The sequence below is a fragment of the Burkholderia territorii genome (assembly GCF_001718335.1).
Lineage (GTDB): Bacteria > Pseudomonadota > Gammaproteobacteria > Burkholderiales > Burkholderiaceae > Burkholderia > Burkholderia territorii.
The window spans coordinates 522,539-545,697 of sequence record NZ_CP013366.1 but is presented as its reverse complement, the minus strand read 5'-3'; the positions used below and the strand labels follow the sequence as shown (position 1 = coordinate 545,697).

The window sequence follows — 23,159 nt, the reverse complement described above, 5'->3', positions numbered from 1 at the left end:
CGAACGGCCGACTGTCGGCGCCGCTCGCGATACGCGACCATTTGCAGGTCACGATCAACAGGCGGCCGAGCGCCGGCTCACATGCACTTCCCAGCCCCCGGGGCGCCGCTGCGCGGGCAGCGGCCACCCGCCTCCAGCAACGCATCGTCCGCTGAAACGCCACGGCCGCTCGACGCGGCGCAGCTCGACGACTCGCCCGCCGTCCGGCTGCTGACAGACACGCTGCACGCCGCCCGCGTGCGCGACGCGTCCGACGTCCACATCGAACCATCCGAAGCAGGCTGGCGCATCCGCCTGCGCATCGACGGCGTCCTGCATGAACACGCGCGGCCGCCTGCGCATTTGCGCGACGCACTCGTGACGCGGATCAAGGTACTCGCCCGCATGGACATCGCCGAGCGCCGGCTTCCGCAAGACGGCCGGCTGCGCATCACGGTCGACGGCGGCATGCGCGGCGACTACCGCGTCAGCTCGCTGCCGACGTTGTTCGGCGAGAAGCTGGTGTTGCGCCGCCTCGAAACGTTGCCGCCCGATCTCACGCTCGCGCGCCTCGGCTTCGACGCGCGGCAGGCCGCGGCAATGGAGGCCGCAATTCGCGCGCCGCACGGCCTCGTTCTCGTCACCGGGCCGACCGGAAGCGGCAAGACGCTGTCGCTCTACTGCGCGCTGCAAATGCTCGATCGAGATGCGCACAACGTGTGCACCGTCGAGGATCCGGCCGAGATTCAGCTCGACGGCATCAACCAGGTCGGCGTGGCCGAAAAAGCCGGGCTCACTTTCGCCACGGCGCTGCGCGCGCTGCTGCGGCAGGACCCGGACGTGATCATGGTCGGCGAGATACGCGACGCGGAAACGGCCGACGTCGCGATCAAGGCCGCGCAGACCGGGCACCTCGTGCTGTCGACACTGCATACGAACGACGCGCCGGCAGCCGTCGCGCGACTGCTCGACATCGGCGTCGCGCCCTACAACCTCGCGGCCGCATTGCGCCTCGTCACCGCGCAACGCCTCGTTCGGCGCCTTTGCACCGTCTGCCGCGTGCGTTCGGACGTATCGGCACGCGCGCTGGGCGAAGCCGGCTGCGATCCGGCAGCGCTGGAATCCGGATGGCGTCCGTTCGTCGCACGCGGCTGCGCCGCCTGTCACGGCATCGGTTATCGCGGCCGGATCGGCCTGCATCAGACGATGCCGGTTTCACCGGCGATGGCGGAGCACATCGTCGCGCGCGCGAGCGTCGGCACGCTCGCGCAATGCGCGGCCGCCGACGGCGTACGGACTCTGCGCGACGCGGCACTCGCGCACGTCCGCGACGGCACGACGAGCGTCGCGGAAGCGTTGGCCGCGACGCCTGACGCGTGATTGCCATGCCTGCACCGCCAAACGAAAGCCGCTTCGCGTGGCGCGGCCGTCGTCGCGACGGCACGCCATGCCACGGCGACGTCATCGCATTCGATGCAGCCGCCGCACGCGCAGCGCTCGCGCGCGACGGCGTCGCGGTGCTGTCGCTCGACATTCGCGGCGCGGCCCGGCCTCCGGCCGCCGGCGCAAAAGAGGTCACGCGCTTCACGCGTCAGCTCGCGAGCTTGCTGCAGGCCGGACTGCCGCTCGCACCGTCGCTCGAGATGCTCGCCCGCACGCGCACACGCGACGGGCTGCCGCGCATCGCCGCCGGCCTCGCGCGCGAGATCGTCGGCGGGCAACGCTTCGCAGCCGCGCTCGCACGCTATCCGGCCCAGTTCGGCGCGCTGTATCGTCAATTGATCGAGGTGGGCGAGGCCTCCGGCGCACTCGGTACCGTGCTGACCCGCGTCGCGGAGCACCGGGAACGCACCGATGCGCAATGGCGCAAGCTGCGTGCCGCGCTCGCCTACCCGGTCGCCGTCATCGTGTTCGCGCTCGCGATCTCGGTCGCGCTGATGGTGTGGGTCGTGCCGACGTTCCGGCAGATCTTCGACGGCTTCGGCGCAGCGCTGCCGGCGCCGACCCGCGCCCTCCTCGCCCTTTCGTCCGCGACATCCGCGTGGGGCGGCATGTTGGTTGCCGGCGCAGCCATCGCGGGGCTCGCCGCGCGCCACGCGCTGCGGCGCTCGCCGTCGCTGCGCCATACGGTCGCGCGGCATTCGCTGAATCTGCCGCTCGTCGGCGGCGCGCTCACGCGCTTCGCGACCGCGCGCTGGTGCCGCTCGCTTGCAACGCTGCTCGGTGCCGGCGTCCCGCTCGCCGATGCGTTCGCCACGCTCGAGCGCACCGCCGGCCATCCGGTGTTCGAACGGGCCACCGCGCAGATTGCGTCGCGCGTGCTGCGCGGCGCGCGTCTGGCCGATGCGATGCACGCGGCGGGCTGCTTCCCGGACGACGTCGTGCAACCGATCGCCGTCGCGGAGGAAACCGGCGCGCTCGACACGATGCTCGCCGATATTGCCGCGCTATGCGAGCGTCAGCTCGACGCGCGCCTCGATGCGCTCGGCGCGCTCGGCGAACCGCTGATCGTGATCGTGCTGGGCGCACTCGTCGGCGGCCTCGTGATCGCGATGTATCTGCCCATCCTTCAGCTGGGCAACGTGGTGTAGCATCGCAACCGATTCCGTCGCCTTTCATGCCGAACCCGAACCTCATGACGTCCGCGCCCCTGATCACCGTTTTCGACTCGCCCGACAGCACGCTGCTCGCGCTGACGATGCTGCCGCCCGCGGTGCAGTACGCGTTTGCCGTCGTGCTCGGCTTGTGCGTCGGCAGCTTCGTGAACGTCGTCGTGCATCGCGTCCCCGTGATGATGCAGCGCGCCTGGCAAGCCGAGATCGCCGAAGTGACCGGCGGCGCAAGCACGGCGCCGGACGACGGCTATCCGCCGCGCTACGATCTGTGGCGCCCGCGCAGCGCTTGTCCGCATTGCGGTCACGTGCTGCGTGCGTGGGAGAACATCCCGGTCGTCAGCTACCTGTTGTTGCGCGGGCGCTGCCGTCAGTGCGGTCATGCGATCGGCGCGAGCTATCCGCTAGTCGAGCTCGCCGGTGCGCTGCTCGCCGCCGGTTCGCTCGCCGCGTTCGGCCCTACCGTCGCGGCATTCGCCGCGTTCGGACTGTGCGCGGCTTTACTCGCGATGAGCGCAATCGACATCCGGACCGGCTACCTGCCCGATTCGATGACGCTGCCGCTGCTCTGGGCCGGTCTTGCCCTGAACCTCGGCGGCACCTTCACGTCGCTGCGTTCGGCCGTGGTCGGCGCGATGGCCGGTTACCTGTTCCTGTGGTCGATCTACTGGCTGTTCAAGTGGTTGCGCGGCATCGAGGGCATCGGTTTCGGCGACCTGAAGCTGCTCGCCGCGCTCGGCGCATGGATGGGCTGGGCCGCGCTGCCGCAAGTCGTGCTGTTCGCCGCGGTGACGGGCGCGCTCGTCGGGCTGGTCGCGACCTGGCGCGGACGCATGCGCTTCGAGGAGCCGATTCCGTTCGGCCCGTTCCTCGCGGCAGGCGGCGTCGCGACGCTGTTTTTCGGCACCCCTTTCTATTCGGCACTCGGCGGCTGACATGGCGCATCGCCGGCGGCCGCCATGTTCGCTGCGTCGCGGGGCGGCGCGCCGCTGCCTCGCGACGGCCCGGCGGAGGCACACATGTTTGCAATAGGACTCACCGGCGGCATCGGCAGCGGCAAGACGACCGTCGCCGACATGTTCGCCGCACGCGGCGCATCGCTCGTCGATACCGACCTGATCGCGCACCGCATCACCGCACCGGCCGGCCTCGCAATGCCGGCGATCGAACATGCATTCGGGCCGGATTTCGTCGCGGCCGACGGCTCGCTCGATCGCGCGAAGATGCGCGCACTCATTTTCAGCGACGACGACGCACGCCGGCGTCTCGAAGCGATCACGCATCCGCTGATTCGCGCCGAGACCGAGCGCGAGGCCCGCGCAGCGCAGGGCCCGTACGTGATCTTCGTCGTGCCGCTGCTCGTGGAGTCAGGTAACTGGAAGGCGCGCAGCGATCGCGTGCTGGTCGTCGACTGTCCGGTCGAAACGCAGATTGCACGTGTGATGCGGCGCAACGGTTTCACGCGCGAGCAGGTCGAGGCGATCATCGCAAGACAAGCCTCGCGCGAAGCGCGTCTCGCCGCGGCCGACGACGTGATCGTCAACGATGCGACAACACCCGCTGCGCTCGCCGCACAGGTCGATGCACTGCACCAGCGCTATCTCGCATGCGCGGCCGCCGCGCACTGACCGCCGCGAGCGATCGTGATGGTGTACGAAATTGGTGCGTTGCTAGGGTAGACCGTGAGCATTAGAATGTCCTGCATTGTTTCAATCCCTACCCTAGAGGCGAGCGCGCTTGATTCTTTACGAGTATCCGTTCAACGAGCGAATTCGCACGCTGCTGCGCCTCGAAGACCTGTTCGAGCGCTTCGCGTTCTTTTTGGCTCAGGAGGACCCGCGGGAACATCACGTCGCGCTGACGACGCTGTTCGAAATCGCCGAGGTCACAGGCCGCGCGGACCTGAAATCGGATCTGATGAAGGAGCTCGAACGTCAACGCCAGACGCTCGCCCCCTTTCGCGGCAATCCGGGCATCGAACAGAATGCGCTCGAGGCCGTGCTCGGTGAAATCGAGCAGACGCTTGCCAATCTTGCGCAGATGCAGGGCAAGACCGGGCAGCATCTGGTCGACAACGAATGGCTCGCCAGCATCCGTAGCCGCGCGGTGATTCCCGGCGGCACGTGCAAATTCGATCTGCCGTCGTACTATGCGTGGCAGCAATGGCCCGCGGAACAGCGGCGCCAGGACATCGCCAAATGGATTCTGCCGTTGCTGCCGCTGCGCGACGCCGCAGCGATCGTGCTGCGGCTCGCGCGCGAATCGGGCCAGGCTTCGAAGGTGATGGCGATGCAGGGCAGCTACCAGCAGATGCTGTCCGGGCGCACATACCAGCTGATGCAGGTGCGCGTGCCGCCGGAGCTGCGCGTGATTCCCGAAGCGAGCGCCAACAAATACATGCTCTGGGTACGGTTCACCATGCAGGACGGCGACGTGCGGCCGCGCGCGGTGGACATCGACGTACCGTTCCATCTGACCCTGTGCAATCTGTAACGGCCACGTGCCGGTTCGACGCTTTCGTATGACTACCGTAGTGAAATGTCCGTCGTGCGGCGCAGAAGTGCGCTGGACGGCCGAAAACAAGTTCCGTCCCTTCTGTTCGGCCCGCTGCAAGCAGCTCGACCTCGGCGCATGGGCCGCGGAAAAGTACCGGATCGGCGGAGCCTCCGACGAGGGTCCGTCGTCGGAGGAAGACGGCACCGACGGCCGCCGCGACAGCTGAGCAACGCGCGGGCCGCCCGCGCAGCCGATATGGCCCGCCTTTCAGGCGAGCCGCCACGGCGTCATTGCGACGCCGCCTCCTTCTCCAGCAGCTCCAGCACCGGCAGCGCCGCCGGCAACAGCGGTGCGACCTCGACCGGCAGTTGCTGCCACACGAATGCCTGCCCTTCCTTGCTGTGCGGCTCGCCCGTCCAGCCCGTCACCTTGCAGAAATAGAGGCGCACGTACGCGTGCGGATAATCGTGCTCGAGCGTATGCCAGCGGTGGCTGGCCGTGACTTCGATGCCGAGTTCCTCGTGCAGCTCGCGCGCCAGCGCGTCCTCCACGCTCTCCCCGGCCTCCAGCTTGCCGCCCGGGAACTCCCAGTAGCCCTCGTACGGCTTGCCCTGCAGCCGTTGCGCGAGCAGGTAACGGCCGTCCGGCTGCACCATCACGCCAACCGCGACCTCGGTCACCTTGCGGCCATCGGGCGCGTGCGCGCCGCCTGCTGCGAAATTCGCGCTCATGCCTGCTCCTTGCGACCCGACCAGTCGCGCGCGAACTGCCATGCGACGCGCCCCGAACGCGAACCGCGCTCGAGCGCCCAGACGAGCGCGTCGCCGCGCGCCGTCTCGATCTCGGCGTCCGCGCAACCGAAATGGCGCAGCCAGTGCGCGACGATGTCGAGGTAGTCGTCCTGCTTGAACGGGTAGAAGCTGACCCACAGGCCGAAGCGCTCCGACAGCGAGATCTTTTCCTCGACGACTTCGCCGGGGTGGATCTCGCCGTCCGGCAGATGCTTGTACGACTCGTTGTCGCTCATGTACTCGGGCAGCAGATGGCGGCGGTTCGACGTCGCGTAGATCAGCACGTTGTCGGATTGCGCGGCGATCGAGCCGTCGAGGGCCACCTTCAGCGCCTTGTAGCCCGATTCGCCTTCCTCGAACGACAGGTCGTCGCAGAACACGATGAACCGCTCCGGGCGCTGCGAGATCAGATCGACGATGTCGCCAAGATCGTGCAGGTCGTCCTTGTCGACCTCGATCAGGCGCAGCCCGTCCTTCGCATAAGCGTTCAGGCAGGCCTTGATCAGGGAGGACTTGCCGGTGCCGCGTGCACCGGTCAGCAGCACGTTGTTCGCCGGCTTGCGCTGCACGAACTGTCGCGTGTTCTGCTCGATCAGCCCCTTCTGTCGATCGATGTTGTGCAGATCGTCGAGCGTGATCGACGATGCCGCAGGCACCGGCTGCAGATAGCCGCGCCCCTGGCGCTTGCGCCAGCGGAACGCGGTGGCGGCATTCCAGTCGATGGCCGCCGGCGCGGGCGGCAGCATTCCCTCGAGGCGGCCGAGCAGCGCTTCCGCGCGCGTCAGAAACTGTTCGAGCTTGTCCATGTCGTTCGAATGCTCCCGAGATCAGGAGCGGTAATCCGCGTTGATGCTCACGTAATCGTGCGACAGGTCGCACGTCCAGACGGTTGCCTGCGCGTCGCCGCGGCCGAGCAGCACGCGGATCGTGATCTCGCTCTGCTTCATCACGCGCTGGCCGTCCTCTTCCTGGTAGGCCGGGTTGCGGCCGCCCGCTTTCGCGACCAGCACGTCGTCGAGATAGAGATCGATCTTGCCGACGTCGAGATCCGTGACGCCAGCGTAGCCGATCGCGGCGAGGATTCGGCCGAGGTTGGGGTCGGATGCATAGAAAGCCGTCTTCACCAGCGGCGAGTGTCCGATCGCATACGCGATCTGGCGGCACTCGGCGACGCTCTTGCCGCCTTCGACCTGCACCGTCATGAATTTCGTCGCGCCTTCACCGTCGCGCACGATCAGCTGCGACAGCACCTGGGCAACCTGCGTGACCGCGTCGCGCAGCGCCGCATAGGCTGGCGAGTCGGTCGACGTGATCGCGGGCAGCGTGCTCTTGCCCGATGCGATCAGGATGAACGAGTCGTTCGTCGACGTGTCGCCGTCGATCGTGATGCAGTTGAACGAGCGGTCGGCGACTTCCTTCACGAGCGTGTCGAGCACCGGCTGCGCGACGTTCGCATCGAACGCGAGGAAGCCCAGCATCGTCGCCATGTTCGGCTTGATCATGCCCGCGCCCTTGCTGATGCCCGTGAGCGTGACCGTGTGGCCGTCGATCGTCACCTGTCGCGACGTGGCCTTCGGCAGCGTGTCGGTCGTCATGATCGCCTGCGCGGCGTCGTACCAGTTCGCGGCCTTGCGGTTCGCGAGCGCGGCGGGCAGCCCGGCCTTCAGGCGCTGGATCGGCAGCGGCTCGAGAATCACGCCGGTCGAGAACGGCAGCACCTGCGCGGCATCGATGCCCGCGAGGCGCGCGAGTTCCGAGCAGGTCTCGCGCGCGTTCACGAGGCCCGGCTCGCCGGTGCCCGCATTCGCGTTGCCGGTGTTCACGACAAGCGCGCGGATGCCCGCGCCGCCGGCACGCACCTTGGCCAGGTGCTCGCGGCACACCGTCACCGGCGCGGCGCAGAAGCGGTTCTCGGTAAATACGCCGGCGACCGTCGCCCCCTCGTCGACGGAGATGACCAGCACGTCCTTGCGATTCGGCTTGCGGATGTTCGCTTCCGCCCAGCCGAGCGTGACGCCGGCGACGGGATGGAGTTGGGCGGGATCGATCGACGGAAAATTGACAGCCATGGGGCACACCTGCCGGATGGAAAATGCCGGCATGCGCCGGCATCGATTGGAAGAACCAGCGGCCGCATGCGCGGGCCGCCGCAACTCACATCACTATCACTGACTCGAAGCTGGGAACGACGCGGCACGCGGACGCGCGCCGCCGTCGATCATGACAGCTTCCCGTGACATTGCTTGTACTTCTTGCCGCTGCCGCACGGGCACGGGTCGTTGCGGCCAACCTTCGGCATCTCGCCGCCCGGGCCGCCGTGAGTCATCGCGCTGCCTACCATGTCGGCCGTCGCCGTGGCTGCGGTGGCAGCCGCGACGTTCGCGACCGGCGCGCCCGATTCCGCGTAGTCGGCATGCTGGTACTCGACATTTTCGAGATGACCGCCGCGCTCCTCGATCTGCTCGGCGGCTTCCTCGAGCTGCTCCGGCGACTGGATCTGCACGTTCATCACGATACGCGTGACTTCCTGCTTGATCGCCTCGAGCATCGCGGCAAACAGCTCGAACGCTTCGCGCTTGTATTCCTGTTTCGGATTCTTCTGCGCATAACCGCGCAGGTGGATGCCCTGGCGCAGATGATCGAGCGCCGCGAGGTGCTCGCGCCACAGGCGGTCGACCGTCTGCAGCATCACCGAACGCTCGAACGCGCTGAACGATTCGCGGCCGACCATCGCGACCTTCGCCTCGTACTGCTCGTCGGCGGCGGCCGTCACTGCTTCGAGAATCTCCTCGGCCGTGATCGACGACGACTCGTTCACCATTTCCTGGATCGCGAGGTCGAGCTGCCAGTCGTTGCGCAGCGCTTCCTCGAGCTCGGGCACGTCCCACTGTTCCTCGATGCTGCCTTGCGGCACGAACTGGTGGACGACTTCGGCAATCACGCCGTGACGCATCGCCGAGATCGTCTCGGTGATGTCGTGCGCTTCGAGCAGTTCATTGCGCTGCTGGTAGATCACCTTGCGCTGGTCGTTCGACACGTCGTCGTATTCGAGCAGCTGCTTGCGGATGTCGAAGTTGCGCGCTTCGACCTTGCGCTGCGCGGACTCGATCGAACGCGTGACGATGCCGGCCTCGATCGCCTCGCCTTCCGGCATCTTCAGGCGATCCATGATCGCGCGCACGCGGTCGCCCGCGAAGATGCGCAGCAGCGGATCGTCGAGCGACAGATAGAAGCGCGACGAGCCCGGGTCGCCCTGGCGACCCGCACGGCCGCGCAGCTGGTTGTCGATCCGGCGCGATTCGTGGCGCTCGGTGCCGATGATGTGCAGGCCGCCCGCGGCCTTCACCTGCTCGTGCAGCGTTTCCCACTCGTCGTGCAGCTGCTTGATGCGGCGCGCCTTTTCGTCGGCCGGGATCGCGTCGTTGGCTTCGATGAACGCGGCCTGCTTCTCGGCGTTGCCGCCGAGCACGATGTCGGTACCGCGACCGGCCATGTTGGTTGCGATCGTGATGCGCTTCGGACGGCCGGCTTCCGCGACGATCGCGGCTTCACGCTCGTGCTGCTTCGCGTTCAGCACTTCGTGCGGCAGGCCGGCCTGCTTCAGCAGGTGCGACAGCAGCTCCGAATTCTCGATCGACGTCGTGCCGACCAGCACCGGCTGGCCGCGCTCGTAGCAGTCGCGAATGTCGCGGATCACCGCGTCGTAGCGCTCCTTGGCCGTCTTGTAGATCTGGTCCTGCTTGTCGATCCGCTTCGGCGGGCGGTTGGTCGGGATCACGACCGTCTCGAGGCCGTAGATCTCGTTGAATTCGTACGCTTCGGTGTCCGCCGTGCCGGTCATGCCCGCGAGCTTCGCGTACATGCGGAAGTAGTTCTGGAACGTGATCGACGCGAGCGTCTGGTTCTCGCTCTGGATCTTCACGTGTTCCTTCGCCTCGACCGCCTGGTGCAGGCCGTCGGACCAGCGGCGGCCCGCCATCAGGCGGCCCGTGAATTCGTCGACGATCACCACTTCGCCGTTCTGCACGACATAGTGCTGATCCTTGTGGAACAGCGTGTGCGCGCGCAGCGCCGCATACACGTGGTGCATCAGCGTGATGTTCTGCGGCGCGTACAGGCTCTCGCCCTCGCCGATGAGGCCCCACTCGGCGAGCAGCCGCTCGGCCTTCTCGTGGCCCGACTCCGTCAGGAACACCTGGCGCGCCTTCTCGTCGAGCGTGTAGTCGCCCGGTTTCTCGACGCCCGTGCCGTCGGCCTTCTCCTCGCCGATCTGACGCTCGAGCAGCGGCGGCAGCGCGTTCATCCGCACGTACAGGTCGGTGTGGTCTTCCGCCTGGCCCGAGATGATCAGCGGCGTGCGCGCCTCGTCGATCAGGATCGAGTCCACTTCGTCAACAACTGCGAAGTTCAGCGCCCGCTGCACGCGCGCGTCGGTCTCGTAGACCATGTTGTCGCGCAGGTAGTCGAAGCCGAACTCGTTGTTCGTGCCGTACGTGATGTCCGCCGCGTAGGCCTGCTGCTTCTGGTCGTGCTCCATGCCGGACAGGTTGATGCCGACCGACAGACCGAGGAAGTTGTAGAGGCGCGCCATCCACTCGGCGTCGCGCTGCGCGAGATAGTCGTTGACCGTCACGACGTGCACGCCGCGCCCGGCCAGCGCATTCAGGTACACGGGCAGCGTCGCGACGAGCGTCTTGCCCTCGCCGGTGCGCATTTCCGCGATCTTCCCATAATGGAGCACCATGCCGCCGATCAGCTGCACGTCGAAGTGGCGCATCTTCAGCACGCGGCGGCTCGCCTCGCGGCAGACCGCGAATGCCTCGGGCAGCAGCTTGTCAAGCGACTCGCCGCCCGCGATCCGCTGACGGAACTCATCCGTCTTGCCGCGCAACTGGTCGCCCGTCAGCTTCTCGATCTGCGTTTCGAGCGCATTGATCGTCGCGACGGTCTTTTGGTATTGCTTGACGAGCCGCTGGTTGCGGCTGCCAAAAATTTTCTGGAGAAAACCGGTTGTCATCGGATCGGATCCTGCGTCGCAGCACCGGCGCCCGGCGCGCGTTGCGCGCCCCGACGCCCGAGCCTCGGCGGCTTAGCGAATTAGTGGAATCAAACGAGCAATTTTAGCACGCGAGTCGGCATGCGCCGGTGTCCCGGCCGGACTCGCGCCGCACGCCGAACCCGCCCGCGCAGCCCGGCGCACGGCCCGAAAGCCGCCCCTGCGCGAGCCGGCGCGGGTACAATCGGCGCAACGTCCGCGCGCGTGCGCGCCCGAAGAATGCCTCGATGAACCGATTTTCCAAGCGTTTCGGCCCGCTCCCCGCGTATCGCCCGCAACCCGTGTCCGAAGTGCTCAACCGCACGGACGCGTTCGCGGCGCTGCGCGCCGGCGTCGAACAAGTGGCGTCGCTGCAGCGCGACCTCGCCGCCCTCCTGCCCGACTACCTTGCAAATCATGTCGAACCGGGCTCGATCAAGGACGGCACCCTGACCCTCTTTGCCGCGCACAATGCGCTCGCCGCCCGCCTGCGGCAGGTCGAGCCGCGCCTGCTCGCCGATCTCCAGAAGCGCGGCTGGCCGGTCTCGGCGCTGCGCGTGCGCGTGCGGCCGAAGGATGCGCCGGAGCCGCCGCACGTGAAGCAGGCGCGCATGACGAGCGTGGGCGCCGCCGCGTTGCGCGACCTCGCCGATCACCTCGAGCCGTCGCCGCTGCAGGCCGCACTCGCGCGAATGGCCGCGCGGCACGGTGCGAAGTCTTCGCGCTGAACGCCGCGCCGACGCGCAGGCGCCCCCAACAAAAAAGCGACCCGAAGGTCGCTTTTTTTATCGCAAGGCTGACCGCCGGTCAGGCGAACGCCGTCTGCGTATCGAACGCGAAGCCGCTCGGCGCGGCTTGCGGATCGTCGAACGTGACGATCTCGTATGCATCTTCGTGCGCGAGCAGTTCGCGCAGCAGCGCGTTGTTCAGCCCGTGCCCCGACTTGTATGCGGTGTACGACGCCAGCAGCGGATGGCCGACCACGTAGAGGTCGCCGATCGCGTCGAGCATCTTGTGCTTCACGAATTCGTCGTCGTAGCGCAGCCCGTCGTTGTTCAGGATCCGGTATTCGTCGAGGACGATCGCGTTGTCCATGCTGCCGCCGCGCGCGAGGCCCAGCTCGCGCATCATTTCGACTTCATGGGCGAAACCGAACGTGCGCGCACGCGCGATCTCACGCACGTACGACGTATTCGCGAAGTCGACCTCGAGTTCCTGGCCGGTCTTGTCGACGGCCGGATGACGGAAGTCGATCGTGAACTTCAGCTTGAAGCCGAAATACGGATCGAGACGCGCGAACTTGTCGCCGTCGCGGATTTCGACCGGCTTCTTCACCTTGATGAAGCGCTTGGGCGCGTTCTGCTCCTCGATGCCCGCGGACTGGATCAGGAACACGAAGGACGCGGCGCTGCCGTCCATGATCGGGATTTCCTCGGCCGTCACGTCGACATAGAGGTTGTCGATGCCGAGGCCGGCGCACGCCGACATCAGGTGCTCGACCGTCGACACGCGCGCACCATCCTTCTGCAGCACCGATGCGAGCCGCGTGTCGCCGATCGACATCGCGGATGCCGGAATGTCGACGGGCGTGGGCAGGTCGACGCGCGAGAAAACGATTCCCGTGCCCGGCGCGGCCGGGCGGAGCGTCAGTTCGACCTTGCGGCCCGAGTGCAGACCGATGCCCACGGTCTTCACGATCGATTTGATGGTGCGCTGCTTCAGCATGATGTTCTTCAACTTGATTGAGAATATCAATCAGGAGTTATATTCGATAGGCGAGATTATAGCGTAATTCCCTATTCAACGCTGTTTGAAACTGCGTATCAATCTGTTTCGACTGTTTACCCGCGCGGATACGGGACGGGCCGATGCCCGGAACGGAGGCGTTTCCGGTCATCGGCCCGTGTTACAACTGCCCTGAGGCCGGTGAGCAGCGTTGCCGGCAGGCAACGGCGCACCGCACGATCAGGACGTCAACGTCGCGAGCACACTCGCCGCATCGCTCACTTCGAACTTGCCCGGCGCTTCGACGGCCAGCGTCTTGACCACACCGTCGTCGACCACCATCGCGTAGCGCAGGGAACGGATTCCCATGCCACGCGCGGACAAATCCTGCGTCAGCCCCAGCGCATGAGTGAAAGCAGCGCTGCCGTCCGCCATCATGCGCACCTTGCCCGCGGTGTGCAGATCACGTCCCCATGCGCCCATCACGAATGCGTCGTTGACGGACACGCACCAGAGCTCGTCGATGCCCGCCGAGCGCAGTTGCGCGGCGTGCTCGACATAGCCCGGCACATGCTGCGCCGAACAGGTCGGCGTGAAAGCGCCCGGCAATCCGAAGATCACCACCCGCTTTCCCGCAACCTGGTCGCGCACGCTGAAGGCATTCGGCCCCAGCGTGCAGCCTTCGCGCGCGTCGTCGATGAACTCGAACAGTTGCGCGTCGGGCAGCGCGTCGCCCACTTGAATCATGGCTGGTCCCTCATAGCGATACGGTTTTCGGCGTATTGCGGACAGCACGTCCCATCCCGCTTCGCTGATGCGAAGAGGGCACGTTTCCCGGCCCGGCGTCGCATCCGACGCGGCCTGTCGTGGTTCGTGGCATCCGTCACGCCGGCGTTACCGCGGCAATCTCGTCGATCGCGCCGCGGCTTCGCCTGTGTGCGTCGTCAGTCGGCCTGCTTGCGCAGGAAAGCCGGGATGTCGTACGTGTCGACACCCTTCTCCTGCAGCGCCTGCACGTGCGAGGCCGCGGTTTCGCGCGAGTTGCGCCACACCGCCGGCGTATCGAGCGCGCCGTAGTCGGCCGTGCTGACGTGTTGCGGCTGTGCATAGCCATGCGAGACCGCGCTGACCGGCTGGTTGTCGGTGCCCGTGCGCAGCAGCGTCATCGGAGCCGATTGCTGCTTCTTCGCCGCGCGGCCCAGACCCGTCGCCACGACCGTCACGCGCAGTGCATCGCCCATTGCGTCGTCGTACACCGCACCGAAGATCACCGTTGCGTCTTCCGCTGCGTAGCTCTTGATCGTGTTCATCACTTCGCGCGTTTCCGACAGGCGCAGCGAACGGCTCGACGTGATGTTGACCAGCACGCCGCGCGCGCCCGACAGATCGACGCCTTCGAGCAGCGGGCTCGCCACGGCCTGTTCCGCCGCGAGGCGCGCGCGATCGACGCCGGCGACCGTCGCCGTGCCCATCATCGCCTTGCCCTGCTCGCCCATCACCGTCTTCACGTCTTCGAAGTCGACGTTCACGAGGCCATCGACATTGATGATTTCGGCGATACCCGCCACCGCGTTGTTCAACACGTCGTCCGCGCACTGGAAGCACTTGTCCATCTCGGCGTCATCGCCCATCACGTCGAACAGCTTGTCGTTCAGGACGACGATCAGCGAGTCGACGTGATCCTCCAGTTGCTGCGAGCCTGCTTCCGCGACGCGCATGCGCTTGCCGCCTTCGAATTCGAACGGCTTGCTGACGACACCGACCGTCAGGATGCCCATCTCCTTCGCGATCTGCGCGACCACCGGCGCCGCGCCTGTGCCCGTGCCGCCGCCCATGCCGGCCGTGATGAACACCATGTGCGCGCCACGCAGTGCGTCGGCGATGCGCTCGCGCGCCTCTTCCGCCGCCGCCTTGCCCATTTCAGGCTTCGCGCCGGCGCCGAGGCCGGTGTTGCCGAGCTGGATCACGGACGGCGCACGCGCGCGCGACAGCGCCTGTGCGTCGGTGTTCATCACGATGAAGTCGACGCCCTGCACGCCACGGTTGATCATGTGCTGAACGGCATTGCCGCCAGCGCCGCCAACGCCGACCACCTTGATGATGGTGCCGTTGGTTTCGGTTTCCAGCATTTCGAATTCCATTGTTGCCTCCGTCAAGAAAATAAAACTACTCGGCCGTTATTCGGCAGGAGATCGGGCAACCTCCTGTCGCGCGCCAGCCGCCGGCACCGGCGCGAATTTCGATTCGGTTCGTCAGAAGTTGCTCAGGAACCATTCCTTCATCCGCGAGAAGATCTGCCCCGCGTTGCCGGACTGCACGGCGACCTTGCGGCCGCGCATGCGCTGAGCGCTGCCTTCGACGAGCAGGCCCATCGCCGTCGAGTAGCGCGGGTTGCGCACCACGTCGGCCAGGCCGCCTGCGTATTCCGGCGCGCCGATGCGCACCGGTTTCAGGAAAATGTCTTCGCCGAGCTCGACCATGCCCGGCATCATCGAAGCCCCGCCGGTAATGACCACGCCGGAACTCAGCAGTTCTTCGTAACCCGACTCGCGCACGACCTGCTGCACCAGCGAGAACAGTTCCTCGACGCGCGGCTCGATCACGGCCGCGAGCGCCTGACGCGACAGCGTGCGCGGGCCGCGTTCGCCGAGACCCGGCACTTCGACCATCTCGTCCGGATCGGCGAGCGCCTGCTTCGCGATCCCGTAGCCGACCTTGATGTCTTCCGCGTCCGGCGTCGGCGTGCGCAGCGCCATCGCGATGTCGCTCGTGATCTGGTCGCCGGCGATCGGAATCACTGCCGTGTGGCGGATCGCGCCTTCGGCGAAGATCGCGATGTCCGTCGTGCCGCCGCCGATGTCGACCAGCACCACACCGAGATCCTTCTCGTCTTCCGTCAGCACGGCCAGCGACGACGCGAGCGGCTGCAGGATCAGGTCGTTCACTTCCAGCCCGCAGCGGCGCACGCACTTGACGATGTTCTGCGCGGCACTGACCGCGCCCGTCACGATGTGCACCTTCACTTCCAGCCGGATGCCGCTCATCCCGATCGGCTCGCGCACGTCTTCCTGGCCGTCGATGATGAATTCCTGCGTGAGGATGTGCAGCACCTGCTGGTCGGTCGGGATGTTGATCGCCTTCGCGGTCTCGATCACGCGCGCGACGTCCGTCTGCGTGACTTCCTTGTCCTTGATCGCGACCATCCCGCTCGAGTTGAAGCTGCGGATGTGGCTGCCGGCAATCCCCGTGAACACGTTGGTGATCTTGCAGTCGGCCATCAGCTCGGCTTCCTCGAGCGCGCGCTGGATCGACTGCACGGTGGCCTCGATGTTGACCACCACGCCCTTCTTCAGACCTTTCGATTCGCTCTGGCCGAGGCCGATCACCTCGTAATGGCCTTCGCCCTTCAGCTCGGCGACAATGGCCACCACCTTCGACGTGCCGATGTCGAGGGAAACCAGCAGATCCTTGTAGTCTTTGCTCATAAAGTGCTCTTGCGTGTGATCTCTCGTTACTTCTTGCGCTTGTCGGTATCGGTCAGGAACCGCATGCCTGCCGCACGAATCGCGAATCCGTTCGGATAACGCAGGTCCGCGTACTCGATGTCGTTGCCCCAACGCTCCGTGACGGCCGGCCACGCGGCGACGAGGCGCTGGCTCCGGTCATGCAGGGTCTCGCTGGTGCGCTCCTTGCCCAGTTCGACCTGCATGCCGTTCGACAGCTTCACCGTCCACGCGTAGCGCGCCGACAGCGTCACTTCTTCCGGCGCCGCCTTCAGCGGCGCAAACCAGTTCGTGAAGTCGCGATACCGCGTGACGACTTCCTTCGCACTGCCCTCCGGGCCGTCGAACGCCGGCAGTTCCTGATCCAGTTCGCCCTGGTTCGCGGTGAACAGCTCGCCGTCGACGCTCACCAGTTGCGCGCTGCCCCAGGTCCCGAGCGGTTTGTACTCCTCGAGCGTGACAGCCAGCGCATTCGGCCACACCCGGCGCACGCTCGCGTGACGCACCCACGGCATCTGCTCGAACGCGGCACGCGCCGCGTCGAGATCGACCGTGAAGAAATTGCCCTTCAGCCGGCCGACCACACCCGCACGCACCGTCGGCGTGTTGATGTGCTCGGTGTCGCCGTCGATCCGGATTTCGCGCAGCGCGAACGTCGGACGCTGGATCAGCCAGTAGCAGCCGGCCGCCGCCAACACGAGCAGCAACAGCGCGTACAGCGCGCTGGCGGCAAGGTTGAGTTGGCGAACGTTGTTCCACATACGTCGTTCCGTTCCTGCGTCAGTCGTTGAGCGTAAGCGACAGCACCTTCACGACCAGCTCCGAATAGCTGATGCCGATCGAGCGCGCGGCCTTCGGCGGCAGCGAGTGGTCGGTCATCCCGGGGGCCGTGTTCACTTCCAGGAAATACGCGTTGCCGGCGGCGTCGAGCATGAAATCCGCGCGGCCCCAGTCGGTGCAGCCGAGCACGTCGAACGCACGACGTGCGATGCGCTTCAGTTCCGCTTCCTTGTCGGCCGGCAGTCCGCACGGAATCAGGTATTGCGTGTCGTCGGCGACATACTTCGCGTGGTAGTCGTAGAACTCGCCGGCCGGCACGATCTTGATCAGCGGCAGGTCGAGATCGCCGGCGATGCACGCGGTGTATTCGCCGCCACCTTCGATGCTCTTCTCGACGATCACGATCTTGTCGTGCGTCGCGGCTTCCGACAGTGCGGCGGGCAACGCGTCGGCCGTCTTCACCTTCAGCACCGCGACGCTCGAGCCTTCGCTCGCCGGCTTCACGAACAGCGGCAGGCCCAGCTTCGCGACGATTTCGGTCGCGCGCGCCGCGTAGTCGTCGCCGCGCATCACCGTCTCGAACGGCGGCGTCGGCACGCCCGTCTGCTGCCACACGAGCTTCGTGCGGAACTTGTCGAGGCCGAGCGCCGAGCCGAGCACGCCGCTTCCCGTGTAGCGGATCCCGTAGAAATCGAGCGCGCCCTGGATCTGGCCGTTCTCGCCGTAGCCGCCGTGCAGCGCGTTGAACGCGCGCACGAAGCCTTCGTCCTTCAGCGCCGACAGCGGCCGCTCGGCCGGGTCGAACGGATGCGCGTCGACGCCCGCGTCACGCAGGCCCTGCAGCACGAGACGGCCCGAGGTGAGCGACACCTCGCGCTCGGCCGATTCGCCGCCGAACAACACCGCCACCTTGCCGAAACGTTTCGGATCGATCCCGCTCATGTCATGCCTTCTGTTGTGTGTGTTGCACGAGCTTCGCCGGCACGCCGCCGATCGAACCCGCACCCATCGTGATCACCACGTCGCCGTTCTGCGCGACCCTGGCCAGTGCGTCCGGCACGTCGTCGACCGTGGCGACGAACACCGGATCGACCTTGCCCACCGCGCGCAGCGCCCGCGACAGCGCGTCGCCGTTGGCCGTCGCGATCGCCGCTTCGCCCGCGGCATAGACTTCCGTCAGCACCAGCGCGTCGACCGTCGACAGCACGTTGACGAAATCGTCGAAACAGTCGCGCGTGCGCGTGTAGCGGTGCGGCTGGAATGCCAGCACGAGCCGGCGGCCCGGGAATGCCCCGCGCGCGGCCGCGATCGTCGCGGCCATCTCGACCGGGTGGTGGCCGTAGTCGTCGATCAGCGTGTACTGGCCGCCGTCCGCGGTCGGCACCTCGCCGTAGCGCTGGAAACGCCGGCCGACGCCGTTGAATTCCGCCAGCGCGAGCTGGATCGCGTCGTCGGCCACGCCGAGATCGGTCGCGATCGCGATCGCCGCGAGCGCGTTCTGCACGTTGTGCAGACCGGGCAGGTTCAGCACGACCGCGAGCGGCGCACGGCCTTCGCGGATCACCGTGAAATGCATGCGGCCGTCGCGCGCGTCGATGTCTTCGGCGCGCACCTGCGCGTCCGGCGACAGCCCGTAGCGCACGACCGGCTTCGAGATGAACGGAATGATCTGCCGCACGTTCGGATCGTCGACGCACACGACCGCGCTGCCGTAGAACGGCAGGCGCTGCGTGAATTCGATGAACGCCTGCTTGAGTCGCGCGAAATCGTGGCCGTAGGTGTCCATGTGATCGGCGTCGATGTTCGTGATGACTTCGATCACCGGATACAGGTTCAGGAACGACGCGTCCGACTCGTCGGCCTCGGCGACGATGAAGTCGCCCGTGCCGAGCCGCGCGTTCGCGCCGGCGCTGATCAGCCGGCCGCCGATCACGAAGGTCGGATCCAGCCCGCCCGCCGCGAGCACGCTCGCGACGAGGCTCGTCGTCGTGGTCTTGCCGTGCGTGCCGGCGATCGCGATGCCCTGCTTCAGGCGCATCAGCTCCGCGAGCATCACCGCGCGCTGCACGATCGGCACGCGCTGGTGGCGCGCGGCCAGCACCTCGGGGTTGTCCGAGCGCACGGCCGTCGACACGACGACCGCGTTTGCGCCCTCGATGTTCGCCGCGTCGTGGCCGATCGCGATCCGCGCGCCGAGGGCCGCGAGGCGGTCGGTCACCGCGTTGCGCGACAGGTCGGAGCCGCTGACCTCGTAGCCGAGGTTCACGAGCACTTCGGCGATGCCGCTCATGCCCGCGCCGCCGATCCCGACGAAATGAATGTGTTTGACGATGTGTTTCATTGCAGTTGTTCCAGGTTCGCGCCGGCCACCTTCGCGCAGACGCGCGCGACTTCGTCGGTGGCCTCGGGCTTCGCCAGCGAGCGCGAACGCTCCGCCATGTCCGCGAGCGACGCCCGCGTCTGGCCGCGCAGCCAGTCGGCAAGCAGTTCCGCCGACAGGTCGCGTTGTTGCACCAGCACCGCCGCGCCCGCATCGGCGAGGAACGCGGCGTTGGTCGTCTGGTGGTCGTCGACCGCGTACGGGAACGGCACGAACAGCGCGGCCACGCCCACCGCCGCGATCTCCGATACCGTCATCGCGCCGGAGCGGCAGATCACGAGATCGGCCGCCGCGTACGCGCTCGCCATGTCGTCGATGAACGGCACGAGCCGCACGTCGTCGCCGCCGGTGAATCCCGCTGCTTCGTAATTCGCCTTCAGCGCGTCGATGTGCCTCGCGCCGGCCTGGTGCACGATGCGCGGGCGCTCGCCCGGCGCCAGCAGCGCCAGCGCGCGCGGCACGACTTCATTCAGCGCGGCGGCGCCGAGACTGCCGCCGACGACCAGCACGTTCAGCGGGCCGCTGCGCGATGCATAGCGTGCTTTGGGCGTTTCCGTGCGCGCAAGTTCCGCGCGGATCGGGTTGCCCGTCCATTCCGCGTGCGGCAGTGCGCCGGGGAACGCGACGAGCACGCGCTTCGCGAATTTCGCGAGCACCTTGTTCGCCAGACCGGCGATCGAATTCTGTTCGTGCAGCACGAGCGGGCGGCCCGACAGCGCGGTCATCACGCCCGCCGGGAACGTGATGTAGCCGCCCATCCCGAGCACGACGTCCGGCCGCACGCGGCGCAGCGCGCCGAGGCTCTGCCAGCATGCGCGCAGCAGGTTGAACGGCAGCGTCAGCTTGGTCTTCAGGCCCTTGCCGCGCAGCCCGCCGAAGCGCACGTATTCCATCGGAATGCCGTGCTTCGGCACGAGCGTCGCCTCCATCCCGGCCGGATTGCCGAGCCATACGACGCGCCAGCCCGCCGCTTCCATCCGGTGCGCGACCGCGAGCCCCGGGAACACGTGGCCCCCGGTGCCGCCTGCCATCACCATCAGCGTGCGTCGCGACGCGGTCATACCTTCCCTCCGCGCATCAATACGCGATTTTCATAGTCGACCCGCAGCAGCACCGCGAGCGCGACACAGTTCAGCAGAATGCCCGAGCCGCCGTAGCTCACGAGCGGCAGCGTCAGGCCCTTGGTCGGCAGCAGCCCGAGGTTCACGCCCATGTTGATGAAGGTCTGCGCGCCGAACCAGATGCCGATGCCCTTGGCCATCAGGCCCGCGAACGTGCGATCGAGCGCGAGCGCCTGACGGCCGATCTCGAACGCGCGACGCACGATCCAGTAGAACAGCAGGATCACGACCATCACGCCGACGAAGCCGAGCTCCTCGCCGATCACCGCGAGGATGAAGTCGGTATGCGCTTCGGGCAGGTAGTTCAGCTTCTCGACGCTGCCGCCGAGGCCGACGCCGAACCACTCGCCGCGGCCGAACGCGATCAGCGAGTGCGTGAGCTGGTACGCCTTGCCCTGCGCGTAGCGTTCGTCCCACGGGTCGAGATACGCGAAGATCCGCTCGCGCCGCCACGGCGACAGCCACACGAGCATCGTGAAGGTGCCGACCGCCGTCGCGACGAGGCCGCCGAACAGCTTGCCGTTCACGCCGCCGAGGAAGAGCACGCCCATCGCGATCGCGGCGATCACCATGAATGCGCCCATGTCCGGCTCGAGCAGCAGCAGCGCGCCGACGAGGCCGACCGCGCAGGCCATCGGCAGGAAGCCTTTCGCGAAGCTCTGCATGTATTCCTGCTTGCGCACCGTGTAGTTCGCCGCGTAGATCGTCACCGCGAGCTTCATGACTTCCGACGGCTGCATGTTCGTGATGCCGAGCGGAATCCAGCGGCGCGCACCGTTCACGCCCTTGCCGACGTGCGGAATCAGCACGATCACGAGGCCGACCAGCGCGATCAGGAAGAGATGCGGCGCGTATTTGTCCCAGGTCGACACCGGCACGCGGAACGCGATCACCGCCGCGATGAACGCGACGACGAGCGACACGCAATGGCGCATCAGGAACGCGTAATCGTGATACGACGCATATTTCGGCGAATCGGGCATCGCGATCGACGCCGAATACACCATCACGACGCCGAGGCCCAGCAGCGCAATCGCCACCCACAGCAGCGAGTAGTCGAAGTCGAGCATCCGCGAGCGGCTCGGCCGCACGCCGTTGACGACGCTCGCGAGCCCGCCGGTCGCGGCGCGCGTGGCCGACGCGACGCGGCCGCCCGCGGCATTGCCGCCGGTGTCGTGCCGGTCGTTGAAACGGGAGACGAGGCGATCGGACCAGCTCATGGCGTCGCTCCTTTGTCGAGGGCGATTTCATCCACCGCCGCGCGGAACACGTCCGCGCGATGGGCGTAGTTCCTGAACATGTCGAGGCTCGCGCACGCGGGCGACAGCAGCACCGCGTCGCCCGGCTCCGCAAGCCCGGCAGCCGCATGCACCGCGGCTTCGAGCGTCGCGTGATCGGCAAGCGGCACGCCGGTTTCGGCGAGCGTGTCGCGAAGCGCGGGCGCATCGCGGCCGATCAGCATCACCGCGCGGCACCAGCGCGCGACCGGCGCGACCAGCGGCGCGAAATCCTGGCCCTTGCCGTCGCCGCCGGCGATCAGCACGATCTTCTGCGCGAGCCCGTCGAGCGCGGCCACCGTCGCGCCGACGTTCGTTCCCTTGCTGTCGTCGACGTAGTCCACGTCGTCGATCGTCGCGATCACTTCGACGCGATGCGCTTCGCCGCGGTATTCGCGCAGCGCATGCAGCAGCGGCGCGGCCGGCAGGTCGATCGCGCGTGCCAGCGCGAACGCGGCCAGCGCGTTCGCCGCGTTGTGCAGCCCGCGGATGCGCAGCGCGTCGGCCGGCATCAGGCGCTTCTGCGCGATGTCGGGCGTATGCGCGCCGTCGCGCTTGCGCCGACGGCTCGTCGTGGTCTCGTCCGGCGCATCGCGGTCGACGGCTTCGACGAGCCATGCGATGCCGTTGTCGCGCGACAGGCCGTAGTCGCCGTCATGCACCGGCTCATTCAGGCCGAACGTGACGGTGCGCGGCGCATCGGCGGCGCCGGCGGCCGGCGCGAACTTCATCACGGCCGCATCGTCGCGATTGAGCACGCGCGTCGTCGTCGCACCGAAAATCCGGCCCTTCGCCGCCGCGTACGCGTCGAAGCTGCCGTGCCAGTCGAGGTGATCCTGCGTGATGTTGAGGATCGCAGCGGCGTCCGGCGCGAACGTGCGCACGGTTTCGAGCTGGAAGCTCGACAGCTCGAGCACCCAGACGTCGGGCAGCGCCGTATCGTCGATCGCGGCCGCAAGCCGGTCGAGCATCGCCGGGCTGATGTTGCCCGCGACGGCCACCTTCTTGCCCGAACGCTGGCACAGCAGGCCCGTGAGGCTCGTCGTCGTGGTCTTGCCGTTGGTGCCGGTGATCGCGAGCACCTTCGGCTGATAGCCGCTCGTGCCGAGCGCGCGCAGCGCCTGCGCGAAGAATTCCAGTTCGCCCCACACCGCGATCGCGCGCTCGTTCGCGGCCGCGATCAACGCGGCGAGCGCCGGCTCGAGCGGCGACAGGCCGGGGCTCAGCCCGACGATCTCGACGCCGCCGTCGAGCAGCGCAGGCGTGAACGGCCCGCCGACGAACTCCGCATCGATGCCTTCGGCCTGCAGCGCGGCAAGGTTCGGCGGCGCCTCGCGGGTATCGGCAATACGCAGCCGGCACCCGTGCCTCGCGCACCATCGCGCGATCGCGAGACCCGATTCCCCGAGCCCCAGTACGAGCACCATCGGCCGCTGCCGATCTCCAAACATCTCGCCAGA

21 protein-coding genes are annotated in these 23,159 nt (G+C 67.3%); 7 read left to right on the top strand and 14 right to left on the bottom strand.

The genetic code is table 11. The features are described 5' to 3' along the window. The first annotated feature begins 81 nt into the window (after positions 1 to 81). From WS51_RS13255 to WS51_RS13230, 6 genes are all read left to right on the top strand, one after another. Entirely contained in the window at positions 82 to 1,359 is a 1,278-nt protein-coding gene (locus WS51_RS13255) for a GspE/PulE family protein (RefSeq protein ID WP_059768340.1), read from the top strand. Positions 1,360 to 1,364: 5 nt separating this feature from the next. Further along, the gene (locus WS51_RS13250; protein ID WP_069229300.1) at positions 1,365 to 2,570 is read left to right on the top strand and encodes a type II secretion system F family protein; all 1,206 of its coding nucleotides are present in this window, start codon (positions 1,365 to 1,367) and stop codon (positions 2,568 to 2,570) included. A gap of 44 nt (positions 2,571 to 2,614) precedes the next feature. Further along, entirely contained in the window at positions 2,615 to 3,526 is a 912-nt protein-coding gene (locus tag WS51_RS13245) for a prepilin peptidase (protein WP_069229978.1), read from the top strand. 84 nt (positions 3,527 to 3,610) lie between these two features. Further along, positions 3,611 to 4,219 (top strand): dephospho-CoA kinase, encoded by a 609-nt coding sequence (gene coaE / locus WS51_RS13240; protein ID WP_059848585.1) that lies wholly within the window; start codon positions 3,611 to 3,613, stop codon positions 4,217 to 4,219. Positions 4,220 to 4,328: 109 nt separating this feature from the next. Further along, complete coding sequence (gene zapD / locus WS51_RS13235; protein WP_014898170.1) at positions 4,329 to 5,084, top strand: cell division protein ZapD; 756 nt, start codon at positions 4,329 to 4,331, stop codon at positions 5,082 to 5,084. 28 nt (positions 5,085 to 5,112) lie between these two features. Beyond that, on the top strand, positions 5,113 to 5,313 hold the full coding sequence (locus WS51_RS13230; RefSeq protein WP_069229299.1) for a DNA gyrase inhibitor YacG: 201 nt from the start codon (positions 5,113 to 5,115) through the stop codon (positions 5,311 to 5,313). Between the two features lie 61 nt (positions 5,314 to 5,374). On the opposite strand, the gene WS51_RS13225 is transcribed toward WS51_RS13230, so the two are convergent. The 4 genes from WS51_RS13225 to secA form a co-directional block, all read right to left on the bottom strand. Next, positions 5,375 to 5,818, bottom strand: a complete 444-nt coding sequence (locus WS51_RS13225) for an NUDIX domain-containing protein (RefSeq protein WP_069229298.1) — start codon at positions 5,816 to 5,818, stop codon at positions 5,375 to 5,377. Beyond that, entirely contained in the window at positions 5,815 to 6,684 is an 870-nt protein-coding gene (locus WS51_RS13220) for an ATP-binding protein (protein WP_059506883.1), read from the bottom strand. Before WS51_RS13220 ends, WS51_RS13225 begins: the two co-directional genes overlap by 4 nt. A 21-nt stretch (positions 6,685 to 6,705) precedes the next feature. Next, positions 6,706 to 7,947 (bottom strand): bifunctional glutamate N-acetyltransferase/amino-acid acetyltransferase ArgJ, encoded by a 1,242-nt coding sequence (gene argJ / locus WS51_RS13215; RefSeq protein ID WP_069229297.1) that lies wholly within the window; start codon positions 7,945 to 7,947, stop codon positions 6,706 to 6,708. Positions 7,948 to 8,096: 149 nt separating this feature from the next. Further along, positions 8,097 to 10,895: a preprotein translocase subunit SecA gene (gene secA / locus WS51_RS13210; RefSeq protein ID WP_059797818.1), complete on the bottom strand. Its 2,799-nt coding sequence runs from the start codon at positions 10,893 to 10,895 to the stop codon at positions 8,097 to 8,099. A gap of 266 nt (positions 10,896 to 11,161) precedes the next feature. Here secA and WS51_RS13205 point away from each other — a divergent pair, with 266 nt between their 5' ends. Beyond that, complete coding sequence (locus tag WS51_RS13205; protein WP_059452032.1) at positions 11,162 to 11,641, top strand: DciA family protein; 480 nt, start codon at positions 11,162 to 11,164, stop codon at positions 11,639 to 11,641. Between the two features lie 79 nt (positions 11,642 to 11,720). Here the strand turns inward: WS51_RS13205 and lpxC are convergent, their stop codons facing one another. The 10 genes from lpxC to murD form a co-directional block, all read right to left on the bottom strand. Next, a complete protein-coding gene (lpxC, locus tag WS51_RS13200) occupies positions 11,721 to 12,638 on the bottom strand; it encodes a UDP-3-O-acyl-N-acetylglucosamine deacetylase (protein ID WP_059506998.1) in 918 nt (305 codons plus the stop codon). 240 nt (positions 12,639 to 12,878) lie between these two features. Next, positions 12,879 to 13,385 (bottom strand): peroxiredoxin, encoded by a 507-nt coding sequence (locus WS51_RS13195; protein ID WP_059451898.1) that lies wholly within the window; start codon positions 13,383 to 13,385, stop codon positions 12,879 to 12,881. 197 nt (positions 13,386 to 13,582) lie between these two features. Beyond that, positions 13,583 to 14,779, bottom strand: a complete 1,197-nt coding sequence (gene ftsZ / locus WS51_RS13190) for a cell division protein FtsZ (protein WP_011883181.1) — start codon at positions 14,777 to 14,779, stop codon at positions 13,583 to 13,585. A gap of 111 nt (positions 14,780 to 14,890) precedes the next feature. Then, entirely contained in the window at positions 14,891 to 16,123 is a 1,233-nt protein-coding gene (ftsA, locus tag WS51_RS13185; protein ID WP_006752447.1) for a cell division protein FtsA, read from the bottom strand. 26 nt (positions 16,124 to 16,149) lie between these two features. Then, positions 16,150 to 16,902 (bottom strand): cell division protein FtsQ/DivIB, encoded by a 753-nt coding sequence (locus tag WS51_RS13180; RefSeq protein WP_059465315.1) that lies wholly within the window; start codon positions 16,900 to 16,902, stop codon positions 16,150 to 16,152. Between the two features lie 19 nt (positions 16,903 to 16,921). Next, entirely contained in the window at positions 16,922 to 17,863 is a 942-nt protein-coding gene (locus WS51_RS13175; protein WP_059870156.1) for a D-alanine--D-alanine ligase, read from the bottom strand. Between the two features lies 1 nt (position 17,864). Further along, positions 17,865 to 19,262, bottom strand: coding sequence for a UDP-N-acetylmuramate--L-alanine ligase (gene murC / locus WS51_RS13170; protein WP_059465314.1), 1,398 nt, complete (start codon positions 19,260 to 19,262; stop codon positions 17,865 to 17,867). Beyond that, a complete protein-coding gene (gene murG, locus WS51_RS13165; protein ID WP_069229296.1) occupies positions 19,259 to 20,362 on the bottom strand; it encodes an undecaprenyldiphospho-muramoylpentapeptide beta-N-acetylglucosaminyltransferase in 1,104 nt (367 codons plus the stop codon). Before murG ends, murC begins: the two co-directional genes overlap by 4 nt. Then, positions 20,359 to 21,642, bottom strand: coding sequence for a putative lipid II flippase FtsW (gene ftsW / locus WS51_RS13160; protein ID WP_069229295.1), 1,284 nt, complete (start codon positions 21,640 to 21,642; stop codon positions 20,359 to 20,361). The genes murG and ftsW overlap by 4 nt, the downstream gene beginning before the upstream one ends. Beyond that, positions 21,639 to 23,150 carry a UDP-N-acetylmuramoyl-L-alanine--D-glutamate ligase gene (murD, locus tag WS51_RS13155; protein WP_069229294.1) on the bottom strand — a complete coding sequence of 504 codons (1,512 nt, stop codon included), beginning with the start codon at positions 23,148 to 23,150 and terminating at the stop codon, positions 21,639 to 21,641. The genes ftsW and murD overlap by 4 nt, the downstream gene beginning before the upstream one ends. Positions 23,151 to 23,159 lie beyond the last annotated feature (9 nt).

Bases quoted from the DNA above. Each gene is read 5' to 3' on its own strand.
- WS51_RS13175 (WP_059870156.1), bottom strand. From the start codon at position 17,863: ATGAGCGGGATCGATCCGAAACGTTTCGGCAAGGTGGCGGTGTTGTTC.
- murD (WP_069229294.1), bottom strand. From the start codon at position 23,150: ATGTTTGGAGATCGGCAGCGGCCGATGGTGCTCGTACTGGGGCTCGGG.
- coaE (WP_059848585.1), top strand. From the start codon at position 3,611: ATGTTTGCAATAGGACTCACCGGCGGCATCGGCAGCGGCAAGACGACC.
- secA (WP_059797818.1), bottom strand. From the start codon at position 10,895: ATGACAACCGGTTTTCTCCAGAAAATTTTTGGCAGCCGCAACCAGCGG.
- WS51_RS13255 (WP_059768340.1), top strand. From the start codon at position 82: ATGCACTTCCCAGCCCCCGGGGCGCCGCTGCGCGGGCAGCGGCCACCC.
- argJ (WP_069229297.1), bottom strand. From the start codon at position 7,947: ATGGCTGTCAATTTTCCGTCGATCGATCCCGCCCAACTCCATCCCGTC.
- WS51_RS13195 (WP_059451898.1), bottom strand. From the start codon at position 13,385: ATGATTCAAGTGGGCGACGCGCTGCCCGACGCGCAACTGTTCGAGTTC.
- WS51_RS13220 (WP_059506883.1), bottom strand. From the start codon at position 6,684: ATGGACAAGCTCGAACAGTTTCTGACGCGCGCGGAAGCGCTGCTCGGC.
- WS51_RS13250 (WP_069229300.1), top strand. From the start codon at position 1,365: ATGCCTGCACCGCCAAACGAAAGCCGCTTCGCGTGGCGCGGCCGTCGT.
- ftsW (WP_069229295.1), bottom strand. From the start codon at position 21,642: ATGAGCTGGTCCGATCGCCTCGTCTCCCGTTTCAACGACCGGCACGAC.
- WS51_RS13205 (WP_059452032.1), top strand. From the start codon at position 11,162: ATGAACCGATTTTCCAAGCGTTTCGGCCCGCTCCCCGCGTATCGCCCG.
- WS51_RS13245 (WP_069229978.1), top strand. From the start codon at position 2,615: ATGACGTCCGCGCCCCTGATCACCGTTTTCGACTCGCCCGACAGCACG.
- murC (WP_059465314.1), bottom strand. From the start codon at position 19,262: ATGAAACACATCGTCAAACACATTCATTTCGTCGGGATCGGCGGCGCG.
- WS51_RS13230 (WP_069229299.1), top strand. From the start codon at position 5,113: ATGACTACCGTAGTGAAATGTCCGTCGTGCGGCGCAGAAGTGCGCTGG.
- ftsZ (WP_011883181.1), bottom strand. From the start codon at position 14,779: ATGGAATTCGAAATGCTGGAAACCGAAACCAACGGCACCATCATCAAG.
- ftsA (WP_006752447.1), bottom strand. From the start codon at position 16,123: ATGAGCAAAGACTACAAGGATCTGCTGGTTTCCCTCGACATCGGCACG.
- murG (WP_069229296.1), bottom strand. From the start codon at position 20,362: ATGACCGCGTCGCGACGCACGCTGATGGTGATGGCAGGCGGCACCGGG.
- lpxC (WP_059506998.1), bottom strand. From the start codon at position 12,638: ATGCTGAAGCAGCGCACCATCAAATCGATCGTGAAGACCGTGGGCATC.
- WS51_RS13180 (WP_059465315.1), bottom strand. From the start codon at position 16,902: ATGTGGAACAACGTTCGCCAACTCAACCTTGCCGCCAGCGCGCTGTAC.
- WS51_RS13225 (WP_069229298.1), bottom strand. From the start codon at position 5,818: ATGAGCGCGAATTTCGCAGCAGGCGGCGCGCACGCGCCCGATGGCCGC.